The organism is Paraliomyxa miuraensis (genome assembly GCF_026337845.1).
In the GTDB taxonomy this organism is placed as follows: Bacteria; Myxococcota_A; Polyangia; order Nannocystales; family Nannocystaceae; genus Paraliomyxa; species Paraliomyxa miuraensis.
Genome location: NZ_JAOVZF010000153.1, coordinates 218,814 through 233,506, shown reverse-complemented (window position 1 = coordinate 233,506; position 14,693 = coordinate 218,814). Strand labels below are relative to the sequence as shown.

General features: G+C 69.7%; 13 protein-coding genes and 1 pseudogene. 8 read left to right on the top strand and 6 right to left on the bottom strand.

Features of this window, described 5'->3' with window-relative positions; translation table 11 throughout:
- Positions 1 to 4: 4 nt before the first annotated feature.
- Positions 5 to 1,363: a tRNA (N(6)-L-threonylcarbamoyladenosine(37)-C(2))-methylthiotransferase MtaB gene (gene mtaB, locus OEB96_RS21600; RefSeq protein WP_266218376.1), complete on the bottom strand. Its 1,359-nt coding sequence runs from the start codon at positions 1,361 to 1,363 to the stop codon at positions 5 to 7.
- 168 nt (positions 1,364 to 1,531) lie between these two features.
- Between mtaB and dapA the strand changes: the two genes are divergently transcribed.
- Entirely contained in the window at positions 1,532 to 2,416 is an 885-nt protein-coding gene (dapA, locus tag OEB96_RS21595; RefSeq protein ID WP_266218375.1) for a 4-hydroxy-tetrahydrodipicolinate synthase, read from the top strand.
- Positions 2,413 to 3,228 carry a 4-hydroxy-tetrahydrodipicolinate reductase gene (dapB, locus tag OEB96_RS21590; RefSeq protein ID WP_266218373.1) on the top strand — a complete coding sequence of 272 codons (816 nt, stop codon included), beginning with the start codon at positions 2,413 to 2,415 and terminating at the stop codon, positions 3,226 to 3,228. Before dapA ends, dapB begins: the two co-directional genes overlap by 4 nt.
- Positions 3,229 to 3,290: 62 nt before the next feature.
- On the opposite strand, the gene OEB96_RS21585 is transcribed toward dapB, so the two are convergent.
- A complete protein-coding gene (locus tag OEB96_RS21585) occupies positions 3,291 to 3,935 on the bottom strand; it encodes a Spy/CpxP family protein refolding chaperone (protein ID WP_266218371.1) in 645 nt (214 codons plus the stop codon).
- A gap of 178 nt (positions 3,936 to 4,113) precedes the next feature.
- Complete coding sequence (locus OEB96_RS21580) at positions 4,114 to 5,358, bottom strand: pyridoxal phosphate-dependent aminotransferase (protein WP_266218369.1); 1,245 nt, start codon at positions 5,356 to 5,358, stop codon at positions 4,114 to 4,116.
- A 105-nt stretch (positions 5,359 to 5,463) separates the two neighbouring features.
- Here OEB96_RS21580 and OEB96_RS21575 point away from each other — a divergent pair, with 105 nt between their 5' ends.
- Positions 5,464 to 6,654, top strand: a complete 1,191-nt coding sequence (locus OEB96_RS21575) for a pyridoxal phosphate-dependent aminotransferase (RefSeq protein ID WP_266218368.1) — start codon at positions 5,464 to 5,466, stop codon at positions 6,652 to 6,654.
- A 6-nt stretch (positions 6,655 to 6,660) separates the two neighbouring features.
- Here OEB96_RS21575 and OEB96_RS21570 read toward each other — a convergent pair whose 3' ends face one another.
- Positions 6,661 to 8,094, bottom strand: coding sequence for a sodium/proline symporter (locus OEB96_RS21570; protein WP_266218366.1), 1,434 nt, complete (start codon positions 8,092 to 8,094; stop codon positions 6,661 to 6,663).
- Positions 8,095 to 8,135: 41 nt separating this feature from the next.
- Between OEB96_RS21570 and OEB96_RS21565 the strand changes: the two genes are divergently transcribed.
- Positions 8,136 to 9,035, top strand: coding sequence for a S1 family peptidase (locus OEB96_RS21565; protein WP_266218364.1), 900 nt, complete (start codon positions 8,136 to 8,138; stop codon positions 9,033 to 9,035).
- Between the two features lie 55 nt (positions 9,036 to 9,090).
- Here the strand turns inward: OEB96_RS21565 and OEB96_RS21560 are convergent, their stop codons facing one another.
- Positions 9,091 to 9,417 (bottom strand): hypothetical protein, encoded by a 327-nt coding sequence (locus OEB96_RS21560; RefSeq protein WP_266218362.1) that lies wholly within the window; start codon positions 9,415 to 9,417, stop codon positions 9,091 to 9,093.
- 263 nt (positions 9,418 to 9,680) lie between these two features.
- On the opposite strand from OEB96_RS21560, the gene OEB96_RS21555 reads away from it, so the two are divergent.
- From OEB96_RS21555 to OEB96_RS21545, 3 genes and pseudogenes are all read left to right on the top strand, one after another.
- Entirely contained in the window at positions 9,681 to 10,001 is a 321-nt protein-coding gene (locus OEB96_RS21555; RefSeq protein WP_266218360.1) for a hypothetical protein, read from the top strand.
- 60 nt (positions 10,002 to 10,061) lie between these two features.
- Positions 10,062 to 10,508, top strand: a pseudogene (locus OEB96_RS21550) (DsbA family protein); the annotation flags it as partial.
- A gap of 308 nt (positions 10,509 to 10,816) precedes the next feature.
- On the top strand, positions 10,817 to 11,683 hold the full coding sequence (locus tag OEB96_RS21545; protein ID WP_266218358.1) for a DsbA family protein: 867 nt from the start codon (positions 10,817 to 10,819) through the stop codon (positions 11,681 to 11,683).
- Positions 11,684 to 11,803: 120 nt separating this feature from the next.
- Here the strand turns inward: OEB96_RS21545 and OEB96_RS21540 are convergent, their stop codons facing one another.
- Positions 11,804 to 12,817 (bottom strand): formylglycine-generating enzyme family protein, encoded by a 1,014-nt coding sequence (locus OEB96_RS21540; protein ID WP_266218356.1) that lies wholly within the window; start codon positions 12,815 to 12,817, stop codon positions 11,804 to 11,806.
- Between the two features lie 474 nt (positions 12,818 to 13,291).
- On the opposite strand from OEB96_RS21540, the gene OEB96_RS21535 reads away from it, so the two are divergent.
- Entirely contained in the window at positions 13,292 to 14,692 is a 1,401-nt protein-coding gene (locus OEB96_RS21535) for a serine/threonine-protein kinase (protein ID WP_266218355.1), read from the top strand.
- The last annotated feature ends 1 nt before the right edge of the window (position 14,693 follow it).

The window sequence follows — 14,693 nt, the reverse complement described above, 5'->3', positions numbered from 1 at the left end:
CCTCCTAGCCCCCCCCCTCCGACCGCGTCTCCGGCGCCCCTTCCGACGAGACCGGCACGAGCGTGGCCCGGCGTCCGTCGTCGGCCAGCACCACCGTGCGGCGCTGCCCCGCCCACGCCGCGGCCTCGGGCGGTAGCTCGACCCGCAGGTAGTCGTCGGTCAGCGCCTCGTAGTGACCGTCGCGTCGCGGGCTGCGATGCACGACCACGTCGGCGCCCCTCCCCGCTGCGTTGCGATGTCGAGCCGCCACCGCGGCCCGCGAGTACGCCCGCAGCCTCGCGCCCCGGCGAGCGCGCTCGGCCGCGGGCGCCGCGTCATCCATCGTGAAGGCCGGAGTCCCGCGGCGCGGCGAGAACTGGAACACGTGCAGGTAGGACAGCGGCAGCGAGCGCAACAGCGCCTCCCCGCGCTCGAACGCGGCCTCGTCCTCCCCCGGATGCCCCACGATCACGTCCGAGCCGATCGCGATGCCCGGCACCAGCCTCACGGCCCGCTCCACCAGCTCGGCGAAGGTGCCTGCCGTGTGGCCTCTCCGCATGCGGCGGAGCACTCCGTCGTCGGCCGCCTGCACCGGCAGGTGCAGATGCGGGCAGATCGATCGCGGGTGCTCGGCCAGGAGCCCCAGCAGCTCGTCTTCGACCTCGTGAGGATCGATCGAGGACAGCCGCAGCCGTGCCGAGCCCAGGTGGGGCAGCAGCGCCGCCACGAGCTCGGCCAGCCTCACGCGCGGCCGAAGGTCGCGACCATAGGCCCCCAGATGGATGCCCGTGAGCACGAGTTCGGGCACTCCCGCCGCCACCAACCGTCGGGCCTGCTCCACCACCTCGACCACGGGCAAGCTACGCGACCCACCCCGCACCGCGGGGACGATGCAGAACGCGCAACGATGGTCACAGCCATCCTGGACCTTGAGCTGCACACGCGCGCGACGGGTCGAGAGCGCGGGACGCAGCGCCGTGAACGGCATGCGCCGGGTGAGCGCGGAGACGGAGACCAGCGCGGGACCCGTGCGCCGCTCCGCGAGCGGAGGCAGCCGTGCGAGCAGCTCGGCCAGCCGCGCCTTGTCGGCGTTGCCGAGTACCGCATCCACGCCCGGCAGCGCGGCCGCAGCCTCGGGATCGGCGTTGGCCAGGCAACCGGTCAACACCACCACCACGTCGGGGTTGTCCCGCCGAGCTCGGCGGACGGCCTGGCGCGCATCCGCATCGGCCTGGTGGGTGATCGTACAGCTGTTGAGCACGTAGACGTCGGCCCCTCCCACGTCGTCGACCCATGCGTGGCCGGCCCGCCCCAGCGCCTCGGCCATGGCATCGGACTCGAAGCGATTGAGTCGGCATCCGTGGGTGTCGATCGCCACCCGCACGAGCGTAGGTGTAGCAGAACGGAGCCTCGGGATCTGCATCGGCGCGGGCGGCCCGCGTGGGCACGCCGAGCCGCTTCGCGCAGACGGCGACCTCGCCTCCGCTTGCCCCCTGGCAAGCCCACGGTTGCTGCTGCTACTGTGGCGCCGCGCAAGCGCGAGGAGGATCCCTTGAAGCTCGAAGGCGTGCTCACGGCTCTGGTCACCCCGATGCGGGGGGACGGGATCGACACCGAGGCGCTCGAACGCCTGGTGGACGAGCAGATCCAGGCCGGGATCGACGGCCTCGTCCCCTGTGGTACGACCGGTGAGTCCCCCACGCTCTCCCATGCCGAGCACCTGACGGTGGTGGAAATCGTCGTGCGAGCGACTCGCGGTCGCGTCCCGGTCCTGGCCGGCGCAGGCTCCAACAGCACCAAAGAGGCCTGCGAGCTCGCGACCGCCTGCAAGGAGCTGGGAGCCGACGCCACGCTCCAGATCACCCCCTACTACAACAAGCCCACGCAGAGCGGCTTGGTCGCGCACTTCACCGCCATCGCCGAGGCCTCGGGGCTCCCCATGGTGCTCTACAACGTGCCCGGACGAACCGGCTGCGACCTGAAGCCGGCCACCCTCGCCGAGCTCGCCCGGCACCCGCTGGTCGTTGGGGTCAAGGAAGCCACCGGCGACATGATCCGAGCGGCACGAATCCGCGAGCTGTGCGGCGAGGGGCTCTCCTTGCTCAGCGGCGACGACTTCACGCTGCTGCCGTTCCTCTCGCTGGGTGGCCACGGCGTGATCTCGGTCGGCAGCAACGTGGCTCCCGGCTTGTTCGTGGCGCTGTGTCGGGCAGCCCGCGAGGGTCGCTGGGACGAGGCTCGCGCGCTGCACTATCGCCAGCTGCCGCTCTCTCGTGCGCTGTTCTCCGTGACCAGCCCCGAGCCCATCAAGGCCGCCATGGCCATGCTGGGCAAGATCGAACCCACCATCCGCCTGCCGCTGCAGGTGCTTCCCGACGATCACCCCACGCGTGCGGAGCTCCGCCGCGTGCTCGACACCCTGGAGCTTCGACCGTGATCGACCGCCTCACCTCCGTCGTCATCGTGGGCGCCCGCGGGCGCATGGGCCAGACGCTGCTGCGCACCGTCATGGAGAGCGACACCATGACACTCGTGGGAGCGGTCGATCGCACGGGCGGGCCGGGCCTGGGCCAGGACGCCGGACGCCTGTGCGGCATGCCCGAGGTCGGCGTGACCGTGTCCGACCTCATGGAACCGCCGCGCGGTGCCGTGGTGGTCGACTTCTCGCTACCGCGTGCCACCGAGCGCAACATCCAGCGCTGCCTCGAGCTCGGCGCTCCCCTGGTGCTCGGCACCACTGGGCTGTCGAGCGAGGCCCGTACCCTGCTCGAGGAGGCCTCCAAGGAGCTGCCGATCGTCTACGCGGCCAATTTCAGCGTGGGCATCAGCGTGATGATCCGCCTGTCCGAGCTGGCCGCCAAGTCACTGGGCCCCGACTGGGAAGCCGAGCTGTTCGAGCTGCACCACCGTCACAAGCGCGACGCCCCCTCGGGCACCGCGCTGCGGATCGGCAAGGCGGTGGCTGCCGCCAACGGGCGTCGTTTCGACGACGTGGCCGTGATGTCGCGAGAAAAGGCCGATCACGCCCGCACCAGCGGCGAGATCGGCCTGATGTCGTTGCGTGGTGGTGACTCGGTCGGTGAGCACTCCTTGATGTTCTTCGGCGACGGCGAGCGCATCGAACTCACCCACCGCGCCATGGACCGCAGCATCTTCGCCCGCGGCGCCCTGCGGGCCGCCCGCTGGGTGGCCGGCCGAGCCCCCGGCCTCTACGACATGGTCGATGTGCTCGACCTGGGGCGGCTCTGAGTCCCCAATGACGAGCGGGCGAGCCCTTGGTGAGACTCGCCCGCTCGATCATCGCACTCGTATCAGCCGGACGTGAATCGGTCCTTCCCTGGGCGCTCGCGCTTGGCGGTCAGTCCCTTGCCGGCCGCCTTGTCCTTGGCCCCGCGCTTCGCGTGCGCCTTGCCCTTGGCCCCGCGCTTCGCCTTTGCGTGCGCCTTGCCCTTGGCCCCGCGCTCCCCCATTGCGTGCGCCTTGCCCTTGGCTCCGCGCTCCCCCTTCGCGTGCGCCTTGCCCTTGCCGCGAGCCTTGCCCTTGCCCGCGTGCTTGGCCTTCATCGCCTCGAGCTGCTCACGCTGCTCCGGGGTCAGCACCGCGGAGATCTCGGTGCGGGTCTCCTGACGTGCCTGCTTCATCGTCGCCTTCAGGGCATCGAGCTGAGCCTGCAGAGCGGCGATCTTCTTGGCATCGGGCGAAGCCGCGGCCCGCTCGGCCTTCAGCGCCGTGCGCAGCCGCTTGGCCTCGGCACGCTCGTCGGCCATCTCCTGCCGATGGTCCGCACGGATTGCATCGATGCGAGCCCGCTGCTCGTCGGTGCACGCGAGCTGCTCACACATGTTCGCGCCCCGATCTCCATGGTGTCGGCCCGCGCCTGGCCCCGCGGCAGCGGCATCGGGCGAGACGAAGGCGGTCATCAGAGAGAGGATCTGGGAGAGAAGGATGTTGGTCATGGTTGTGCTCCTCACCCGGTTCGACGCATCGCAGGGCCGAGACATCGTTGACGCGACGCAAAGCCCCCTTCTCTCCCCGTAAACCCCACGTCAATCGAGTCGATCACCGAGGCACCATGCCCCACCGCGCCTTCTCGCCTCGGCCTCACCCCGCGCACGACGATCGATCGTCGAAGGGTCAGTCGAGCACCCGCAGGGCCTGCCCCAGGCGCTCGAGCGCGCCATCGAGTTCTGCCAGACCCACCGCGCCCACGCTCAACCGGAACCATCCTTCGTCGCCCACCACACCAAACGCCTGGAACGGCACCACGGCCACCCGCGCCGCATCCAGCAGATAGCGACGGACGTCCTCGTTCGTCGACAACACGGTGCCCGAGGGCGTACGGCGTCCGAAGGGATGCACCCGTACCGTGAGATAGATGGCCCCCATCGGCGGGATGGCCTCCACCAACAGCCCCTCCTTCGCGAGCGTCGAGAACCCCTGGTATAGCCGCTCGAGCCGAGCGCCCAGCCCCTGCATCAGCTCGGCGACGTAGGCGTCCATGGCGGCATCGTCGTCGAGCAAGGCCGAGGTGGCGTGCTGCTCGGGACGCGGTGCCCAGGCACCCACGTGCCCGAGGATGACACCCATGCGCTCGATGACATCGGCCGGACCCACCGTCCAGCCCACGCGCAGGCCGGTGGCCGCGAACGCCTTGCTGATGCCATCGACGAAGATCGTGTAGTCGGCCATCTCGGGTACGAGGCCCGGTGGAGTCACGTGCTCGACCCCCGGCACCCGCAGCATCCAGTAGACCTGGTCGTACATGAGATAGAGCGGTCGCTGGCCCGACTTGCGACGCGCGTGGTTCTCGGCCACGATCTCTTCGCAGATGCCTCGCAGCGCGTCGGCCTCGATCGCGGTTCCGGTGGGATTGAGCGGCGAGTTGATGCACAAGAGGCGCGCCCCCGGCAGCACCCGCGCCAGGTCCTCCCGCGTCGGCAAGAAGCGCGTATCGGGCCCGCACGAGACCGGCACCCCGTCGGCTCCCAACATGTCCGTATAGTGGTTGTTGTTCCAGCTCGGTACCGGGTACACCACACGATCCCCTCGATCGACCACGGCGCGATAGGTGCCGTAGATCAAGGGGCGTGCCCCGCTGGCGATGAGGACCGAGCCGACCGGATAGGTGAGGCCCAAGCGCCGCTCGAACAGGCGAGCGACCGCGGCTCGTAGCTCGGGGATGCCCGATGATGGCGGATAATTGGTGTGCCCCTGTGCGAGCGCGCTCGCGATGCCGTCGCGTAGCGCAGCCGGGATCCCGAACTGAGCGGGCGAGAAGTCCCCCACGGTGAGGTTGCAGATCTCTTCGCCCCTGGACAGACGCTCGCGGATGTCGGCCGCAATGGCGAGGATCTCGGAGCCCACCAGGCCCGCCGCCATGGTGGATACCCGAGCTCCGCGAGGACGAGCAGGAGAACGTTCCGAGCGAATGGGAGGCACGGTAGGCGGCATGAACCAGCCGACTATGCCATGCTCGCGCCATCCATGAGTAGCGCTCGCAACCCCAGCATGACGGCCCGCCTGCAGGGCTTCGGCACCACCATCTTCGCCGAGATGACCGCCCTCGCGCAGCGCCACCAGGCGGTGAACCTGGGCCAGGGGTTCCCCGATTTCGAGGGGCCGCCGAGCATCCGTGACGCCGCAATCGAAGCCATACGCGCGGGAAGGAACCAGTATTCGCGCAGCTCGGGCATTCCCGAACTCACCACGGCCATCGCCGCCCACCAACAGCGCCGCTATGGGCTCGAGTACGACCCCGACACCGAGATCACCGTCTGCCACGGCGCCACCGAGACCATCGCCAGCACGCTCCAGGCCCTGCTCGACGTGGGCGACGAGGTCGTGATGTTCGAGCCGGTCTATGACTCCTACCTGGCCACGGTGGCCATGGCAGGCGCGGTACCACGCGTGGTCACGCTGCGCTCGCCGGCGTTCGACTACGACCCGGCCGCCCTCGAGGCGGCCATCACCCCCAAGACACGCGTGCTGCTGCTCAACAGCCCCCACAACCCCACCGGAAAGGTGTTCTCGCGCGTCGAGCTCGAGCACGTGGCCACGCTGTGCCGCGAGCACGACCTCATCGCGGTCACCGACGAGGTCTACGAGCACTTGGTCTACGAGGGGGAGCACGTGCCGCTCGCCACCCTTCCGGGCATGCGCGAGCGCACGGTGACGATCTCCTCGGCCGGCAAGACGTTCTCGTTCACGGGATGGAAGGTCGGCTGGGCGTGTGCGCCGGCAGAGCTGACATCGGCCGTTCGCACCGCGCACCAGTTCGTCACGTTCTGTAGCGGCGCTCCGTTCCAGCTCGCGGTGGCCCAGGCGCTGGCGCTCCCCGACTCGTACTTCGACGAGCTGCGCGCCGACTACCGGGTCCGGCGCGACCGTCTATGCGCCGGCTTGGCCGAGGTGGGGTTCACGGTGCTGCGACCGGCCGGCACGTACTTCATCTGCGTGGACATCCGACCGCTGGGCTTTTCCAACGACATGGACCTGTGCCGGCGCCTACCCGAGGCGGTGGGAGTGGCGGCCATCCCCAACTCGGCGTTCTACGTCAACAAGGAGGCGGGTCGGCATCTGGTGCGCTTTGCCTTCTGCAAGACCGACGCTGTGCTCGACGAGGGCATCGCCCGTCTGCGCGCCAACATCGGGGCGCTCGGGGGCGCCCAACGCTGAGCTTGGTCATGGGCGTGCCCCACGGCCCACGCCCACGGACGACTCCCGGCCCCACCATGCCACGGCCAGCGCCACCACGAACGGCATCACGCGCTCCCACGGTCCGCCGGCGAGGCCCTCGATCGAGTAGGCGGCGACGCTGAGCGCGAACCCCAGGGCGATCGATCCGAGGCGAGCACCGGGGCGCACCGGACCTGCGACGACGATGACGAGCAGCAGCGGGCCGAAGGCGGCCCCCATGGCCGTCCATGCGAACAGCACGCGGGAGAAGATCGCCTGGCTCCCCCACAGGGCGAGGGCGACCGCCACCGCCGACAGCCCCAGCACGACCGCGCGCGTGCGCCGAAGCGGAGCCGGTGCGACCGCATCGTCGCGACGAAGATCGTGCGCCACGGAGGACGCGGCAACGAGCAGCTGACTGTCGGCGGTCGACATCACGGCCGACAGCACCGCGGCGATCATCACCCCGCCGAGCACCGGATGCAGCAGCGTTCGCGTGGTCTCGATGAAGGCCACCTCGGGGTCGGACAGCAGCGGCAGGAGCACGCGGGCGCACCAGCCCACCACGAGCATGCCCGTGTACATGACCACCGCCCACGCGATCGCAATTCTCCTCGCGCTCACCATCGACCCCTCGTCGCGCACCGCCATGAAGCGATTGACCACGTGCGGCTGGCCCGGATAGCCCAGGCCGATGCCGAGCAGCCCCAGCACGAAGGCCACGCCAGCCGCGGGTGGCAGTCCGCGCCACGGGCTGCCGTAGCCCGGCACGTCGACCCTCGCCAGCGCGTCGAGGAGCGCTGCGGGGCCGCCCACGGCCAGGAGCGCGGCCAACGGCACCACCAGGGCCGCCGCTGCCATCACCAGCCCCTGCAGGGTGTCGGTGATGCTCACGGCCCAGAAGCCTCCCAGCAGGGTGTAGAGCACGATGATGCCGGCGCCGAGCAGCACGGCCGACGGCGTGGACATGTCGAAGGTCTGGTGGAAGGTCTTGCCCGCGCCCTGGAACTGGGCCGCGACGTAGGCGAGCAGCGACAGCAGCACGATCGCGGTGCACAGCCATCGGATCGTGGACGAGCGGGGGCGACCGGGCGGCCCGGCGAGCACGTCGGTCACGGTGAGCGAGGCTTCGCCCGCGCTGTGGCGGCGCAAACGCGGGGCCAGCACGAACCAATTGAGGAGGAAGCCCCCCACGCACGCGGGGAACAGCCACAGGGCACCGAGCCCCCATGCGTACGCGGCCCCGCTCACGCCCAGCAGGGTCCAGGCGGACGACGACGAGGCCGAAGCGGAGATCGCCGCCACCCAGGGGCCCAGCCGTCGCCCGCCGAGGAAGAAGTCGCCCACGTCGTGGGTGCGGCGATTGGCGAGCAGGCCGATGACGACGAGCGCGATCTTGTAGACGACGAGGGTGATCGCGATGGCGAGCGTCTCGGACACGGCCGAGGGTAGCAGGCCGACGGGTGTGGCATGATCGGGCGATGCTCCCCATGCTCGCACCGCTGATGGCGATGGCCGGGCTGGCGGTTCCCGTGCTGCCGGAGGGCATCGTGGGCGGCGATCCGGTCGAGCCGGGGAGCCATCCGGCCGTGGTCGCGGTGCTGGCGAGCGGAGACTCGTGCACGGGAACGCTGCTCGGACCCGACATGGTGATCACCGCGGCCCACTGCCTGTGGGATCCGACGCTGCGTCCCGAGCTGCTCTACGTGGCGGTCGGCGATGCCGTGGGTGAACGGTTCCTTCCCGTGATCGACTACGGGTTCCACCCCGAAGCCTGTGACCCCTTCGTCGAGGAAGGATGCGGACCGTATGACGTGCACGACTACGGATGGATCCGTCTGGGCGAGCCGGCCCCGGTGGATGCCGCGGCTCTGCCCGTGGTGATCACCGACGAGGACCTCCACCACCGCATGGTCCGCCCGGGCGCCGAGGTCGAGTTGGTTGGGTTCGGTGAGGACGACGACGGCGTGATCGGCATCAAGCGCCGCGTGTTCACCTCGCTGGTCGCACTGTCGGCCAGTGGCGAGGATCTGCGCGCCGGAGGCAACGGGCGGGACTCGTGCCTCGGCGACTCGGGAGGGCCCGCGCTCGTGCCACTCGAGGACGACCGCATGGCGCTCGTTGGCGTGCTGTCGCGCGGCAAGGAGTGTGGGGAAGGAGGCCTGTACGGGGCCCCCCTGCCCGCGCTGTGCTGGATCCGCGACGACAGCGGTGTCGACGTGGTGCCGCCGGGCTGCGAGAGCTGCGACTGCGTGGACCTGACGCCGCACGACGAAGAGGGCTGCGGCTGCACGGCGCCCGCCGGCCGGCCCTTCGACGGCCTGGGGTGGCTGGTGCTGGTGGGCCTGCGGCGGCGGCGTGGGCACGTCCCGGGCTCGTGACACTCGGTGGTCTGGTCGCTTCGGAATGGCGGCAGACCGGCTCGAGGACTCCGGCTCACTCGTCGCGTCTGCGTCGCGAGCCGGGCAGCAGTGCTCGCAGCGCTCCGCCTCGCCGCTGCGGCAGCTTCCACAAGGCGCCCGCGAGTTGCTTGGCCAGGGCCCATGGCGTGGTGCTCTCGGCCTGCACCGCGACCCGCTGACCGTCCACGCTCTCCATGGCTCCGCGGGCCACGGTTCGACGGCCATCGGAACGAATCTCGACCACCAGGCGGGCGACGACCGGGAGTTCCTCGGGCTCGACGAGCGCGTCGGATGAGCCCCGCTCGGGGAGGTCGAGCGAGGACGGCGTCGGCGGGGCCACTGGCGATCGCCCGTCCGTCATGATGGAGATCCTATCGTGCCCTCCGAATCGCGATGTCGGCGGGGATGGGATGGGGATCCGGTGGGTCCAACGTGCCCCGACTCACGGACTTGGCGCTCCTTACATCTATCAGCGGCATACACGCAATGCTAGAGTCCTGCGTTGCCGATGGCTGATCCGCGCAATGAGCGCGAGGCCATGAGGGGCGACTTCGGCCCACGACAAGCCACGAAGGACAGCGACGAAGCATGAAACCATTCACACCCCTCCGAGGGCTGGGCCCAGTGGCCTTGCTCGCCTTGGCGGTGGGTCTCCCGGCCTGTCAGGGCGCCGGGGCCTTCGCCCAGGTGAGCGAGAAGCTGAACCAGATCTCGGACAACCAAGCGCAGATCCTGGCCCGGCTCGACAAGCTCGAGACCAAGCTGGAAGAGGCCGCCAAGGCCGCCCCGGCGGCTGCCCCCCGCGGCAAGCAGCCGCCGCAGGGCCAGCGGCCCGGCCAGCCCGACCCCGCCGCCACGTACAAGGTCGCGGTGGCGCCCACCGACCAGAGCAAGGGACCGGCGGACGCCAAGGTCACCGTGGTCGAGTGGTCGGACTTCCAATGACCGTACTGTTCGAGGGTCGGTCCGACTCTCAAGCAACTCCAGCAAGACTACGGCGATGACGTCCGCATCGTCTTCAAGCACAACCCGCTCGGCTTCCACCCCAACGCGATGCCGGCCGCGAAGGCCTCCGAGGCGGCGGGCCGTCAGGGCAAGTTCTGGGAGATGCACGACAAGCTCTTCGAGAACCAAAAGGCCCTCAGCGAGGAGAACTACGTCGCGTGGGCCGGCGAGCTCGGTCTGAACGTGGAGCAGTTCAAGAAGGACATGGCCGATCCGGCGCTCGAGAAGATGATCACGGCGCAGCAGCAGCAGGGGATGACCCTGGGCGCCCGCGGCACCCCGGCCTTCTTCATCAACGGGCGCTTCCTGTCCGGCGCCCAGCCCGTCGAGAACTTCAAGAAGCTCATCGACGAGGAGAAGGCCAAGGCCGACAAGCTCATCGCCGCCGGCACGCCCAAGGCTCAGGTCTACGCAAAGACCATCGCCAACGGCAAGGACAAGCCGTAGCCGGCCACCCCAGGCCCCCTTCGGGGCATGGCGAGGAGCGCGACGCACCTTCGGGAGCGTCGCGCTCTTTCGCATTCGAAGGCTCGTGCCGTTCTTGGGCGACGGGACCGATGACCGACGAGACGACATCGATGATCGCGATTCATCACCCGCCATCCCATCGACCCATTGAATGCGACATGGCGGGGCATTCGTGGGTATTCGGCCGCAGGAGGCCTCCCTATCATCCTCCGCCACCACGGAGTCGCCTGCGCCGTCGTTCGAGGCGCGACGCGACATCGCCTTCATTCGCACAAGGAACGCGATCCATGAATCATGCACCCCAATCCCTCCGGTTCGGGCTCTCGGCGCTGCTCGTCGCCTCGCTGGCCCTCCCGGCCTGCCAAGGCGCGGGCGCCTTCGCCCAGGTCTCCGAGAAGCTCAACCAGATCGCCGATGGCCAGACGCAGATCCTGGCGCGGCTCGACAAGCTCGAGAGCAAGGTCGAGGAAGCGGCCAAGGCCGCGCCCGCCGCCGCCCCCGGCAAGCCGGGCCGAGCCGGCCAGCCGCAGCAGCGCCCGGGACAGCCCGATCCGGCGTCGACCTACAAGGTCCCAGTCGGTGATGCGTACGTCAAGGGCAGTGCCGAGGCGCTGGTGACCATCGTGGAGTGGTCGGACTTCCAGTGTCCGTACTGCAGCCGGGTCACGCCCACGATGACGCAGCTCCTCAAGGACTACGGCGACGAGGTTCGCGTGGCCTTCAAGCACAACCCGCTGGGCTTCCATCCCAACGCGATGCCGGCCGCCAAGGCGGCCGAGGCAGCGGGCAAGCAGGGCAAGTTCTGGGAGATGCACGACAAGCTCTTCGAGAACCAAAAGGCCCTCACCGACGAGAACTACGTGGCGTGGGCGGGCGAGCTGGGCCTGAACGTCGAGCAGTTCAAGAAGGACATGGCCGACCCGGCGCTCGAGAAGAAGATCACCGCGCAGCAGCAGGAGGGCGCGACCCTGGGAGCGCGCGGCACCCCGGCGTTCTTCGTCAACGGTCGCTTCATCTCCGGCGCGCAGCCGGTCGAGAACTTCAAGAAGCTCATCGACGAGGAGAAGGTCAAGGCGCAGAAGCTGCTGACCGGGGGGACCCCGAAGGCGCAGGTCTACGACAAGGTGATCGCGAACGGGAAGACCAAGGTCTAACCGCCCCACCGGCTCCTCCCGAGACCAAGCCGGCTCGCGAACGACGGCGCCTCGACGAGCGCTACCGGCTGCTCCCGCGACCAACACCAGCAGGCCGTGCTCCCCGGAGCACGGCCTTGCTCATTTTCCCCGCCCCCGCAGCACCTCGACCTGCTCGGCCGTCGCGGCGCAGCGAAACCCGAAGTGGTGGAACGGCTCGTTCGCCGGAAAGTGCGGCCGCCGAAACACCCCGGTCGCCCGCGACGCATCCCAGTACCACGAACCCCCGCGCACGACTCTCATGTAGTGCCGCGGACAGCTCTCCGCCCCGCCGCAGGGTCCCTTGGGGTCGGTGCCCTCGCACTCCGCTCCGCAGTCGGCGTAGCTCTTGGAGTACCAGTCGAGCACCCACTCCCACGAGTTGCCCATCATGTCGTAGAGGCCGTAGCGCCCGACCGGTCGCGAGCCCACGTCCCACGGACGCCCGGTCTCGGGCTTGCTCTTGGCCTTGGGCAGCCCGCAGCTGCGCCCCCGCGCGTCCTTGATGATCGCGTGCTCGCAGGTGACCGGCTCGTTGCCCCAGGGATAGAGCTCGCCATCGGGGCCGCGCGCGGCCTTCTCCCACTGCGCCTCGGTGGGCAGGTCCTTGCCGTGGACCTGGCAGTACTTGCGGGAATCGAACCAGCTCACCCCCTGGATGGGCATCTTGGGGTGGTCGAAGTCGAGGTACTGGGGCCCCGCGCGATCGCAGGGAGCGCTCGGCCGATCGCGTCCGTCCGCAGCGACCCCTTCGCCCTTCTCGCAGGCCTCGTATTGCTCGACCGTCACCTCGTGGACGTCGAGGTAGAAGGTCTGCAGCCACACGGTGGCCTGGGGTCGGGCGTTGGCCGGCTCGTCGTCGTTGGTGCCGCGCACGAACGGACCCCCGGGGATGCAGACCATGCCGGGTGGCGGCTCGGCGCACGGCAGGATCGGAGTGCCATCGGGAAGCTTCGGAGCCTCCGGCTCCGGGTCGGGCTCTGGCGTCGGCGCAGCCGGCTCGACCGCATCACCCGATGCCCGGCCGTCCATCGCGGCGGGGGTCGGGTCGCCCACCGGATCCACGGCCGGCGCGACGGCGGGGACGGGGTTCGCCTGCGGCACCGGAGTCGACACCGTCTCGGCATTGCGGCACCCCAAGGTTGCCGTCGTCCACCCAAGCCACCATGCCCACCGCGCTCGCGTCACGGGCCAGGGATACACCGAACGACGCCCCGGGCCCAATTCGCCTCCTGCGCGCTTGCGCCCTTCGACCATGGAGCGACCGACCCGTCGGCCCCATCGGTCCCCAGCTCCCGGCAGGGACCATCGAGGGATCGCCAGTTTCGTTCGAGCGCGCCGATCCCTCCCTGGACGGAGCCATGCGGCCGTCCGCGGGCCGCGTTCGGTGGTTTGGGGTTTTATGGCCGCCGCGGTTATGCTTCCCCCGCCTGCCCGCCGCGTCACCTCGCGACCGGCCGCAGCGTCCCTTCCATGGCGAATCGCGGGCCGACAACCCCCAAGTCCAGGGGACTCTCCAAGGGCGAACGGAGCCGAGAGGACTCGAGCGGAGACGTCGAGCTCTCGAGCCTCTCGGGTTCGAGCATGGAGATGTCGATCAGCAACGAGATCGGCCAGCTGCTGCGCGACCGCTACAAGATCACCGACATCATCGGTGAGGGCGGCATGGGCGTGGTCTACGAGGCCTGGGACACCCAGGTCGAGCGCAAGGTCGCGATCAAGCTCGTCCGCTCCGACACCACCGCGGACCGCAAGTTCATCACCCGCTTTCGGCGCGAGCTCGAGATCACCAGCCAGCTCCGGCACCCGTCGACCATCCGCGTGTTCGAGCACGGGGAGCTCGAGGATGGCCGCCCCTACATGGTGATGGAGCTGCTGACCGGCGAGAGCCTGGCCGACCGCCTCGAGCGCGGCCACGTGCCCGAGATGGAGGCGCTGCAGATCGCCCGTCAGGTGGCCGAGAGCCTCAGCGAGGCGCACGAGCACGGCGTTTTCCACCGCGACCTCAAGCCCGACAACATCTTCATCGAGACGGTGGGGGTGAGCAAGGTCGTCAAGGTCCTCGACTTCGGCATCGCGGGCGGGGTGGATGCCACGCGCCTGACGCAGGCGGGCGAGGTGTTCGGCACCCCGCAGTACATGTCGCCCGAGCAGTGCAACGGACTGCCGCTCGATCACCGCACCGACATCTACTCGCTGGCGATCATCCTGTTCGAGATGATCGAGGGTCGTCCGCCGTTCGCGGCGGAGACTCCGATGGCGACGATGCTCAAGCACGTGCGGGCCAAGGTCCCCGCGATGCGGCATGCGGGCAAGGAGACCTCCCGCGTGGTGTCGATGGGCCTGCGCAAGGATCGCGGCAAGCGGATCCAGACCGCGGGACGCTTCGCCGAGCTCATCGGCGAGTGCATCGGCCACCTGCGAGCGGCCCGAGAAGGACGCGAGGGCTCGGGGTCGGTACCCAACCTCACGGGCACCGGAGCGGTGCGAACGGCGGCCCTGACCACCTCGTCGATGGCCTCCACCGGCCTGCCCGTGTCCGTGCCGCCCGCGATGGGACCGGGCCCGGGCGAGCAGACGGGAAAGATCGTCGCGGTGGTGCTCGGAGTGGCCGCGCTGGTCCTGGTGGGGGTGATGGTGTTCGGCGGGCTGGGTTCGTCGTCCACCGAGACCGGCGACGGCACCGACCCGTCCAGCAATGAGGCCAGCGCCAGCGGGGCGAGCGACGGCGAGGCCGGCAACAGCAGCGCCCCGACCTACGACAGCTTCCCGTTCAACCGGGCGCTGGTCAGCACCAACGTCACCGGTGCCAAGGTGTTCGTGGACGGCGAGGAGCAAGGCGAGACGCCCTGCGAGATCAAGGTGCCCGTCGACGGCAAGACGCACGAGATCCGCCTGGAGAAGGACGGGCACACGAGCGTCACGCACAACTGGCGGCCCAAGAGCGTGGGTGAGCCCCTGCCGCCGTTGCCAGACATGAAGGCGCTGTAGA

Bases quoted from the DNA above. Each gene is read 5' to 3' on its own strand.
- OEB96_RS21535 (WP_266218355.1), top strand. From the start codon at position 13,292: ATGTCGATCAGCAACGAGATCGGCCAGCTGCTGCGCGACCGCTACAAG.
- OEB96_RS21585 (WP_266218371.1), bottom strand. From the start codon at position 3,935: ATGACCAACATCCTTCTCTCCCAGATCCTCTCTCTGATGACCGCCTTC.
- OEB96_RS21580 (WP_266218369.1), bottom strand. From the start codon at position 5,358: ATGGCGGCGGGCCTGGTGGGCTCCGAGATCCTCGCCATTGCGGCCGAC.
- OEB96_RS21560 (WP_266218362.1), bottom strand. From the start codon at position 9,417: ATGACGGACGGGCGATCGCCAGTGGCCCCGCCGACGCCGTCCTCGCTC.
- OEB96_RS21545 (WP_266218358.1), top strand. From the start codon at position 10,817: ATGAATCATGCACCCCAATCCCTCCGGTTCGGGCTCTCGGCGCTGCTC.
- OEB96_RS21575 (WP_266218368.1), top strand. From the start codon at position 5,464: ATGAGTAGCGCTCGCAACCCCAGCATGACGGCCCGCCTGCAGGGCTTC.
- OEB96_RS21565 (WP_266218364.1), top strand. From the start codon at position 8,136: ATGCTCCCCATGCTCGCACCGCTGATGGCGATGGCCGGGCTGGCGGTT.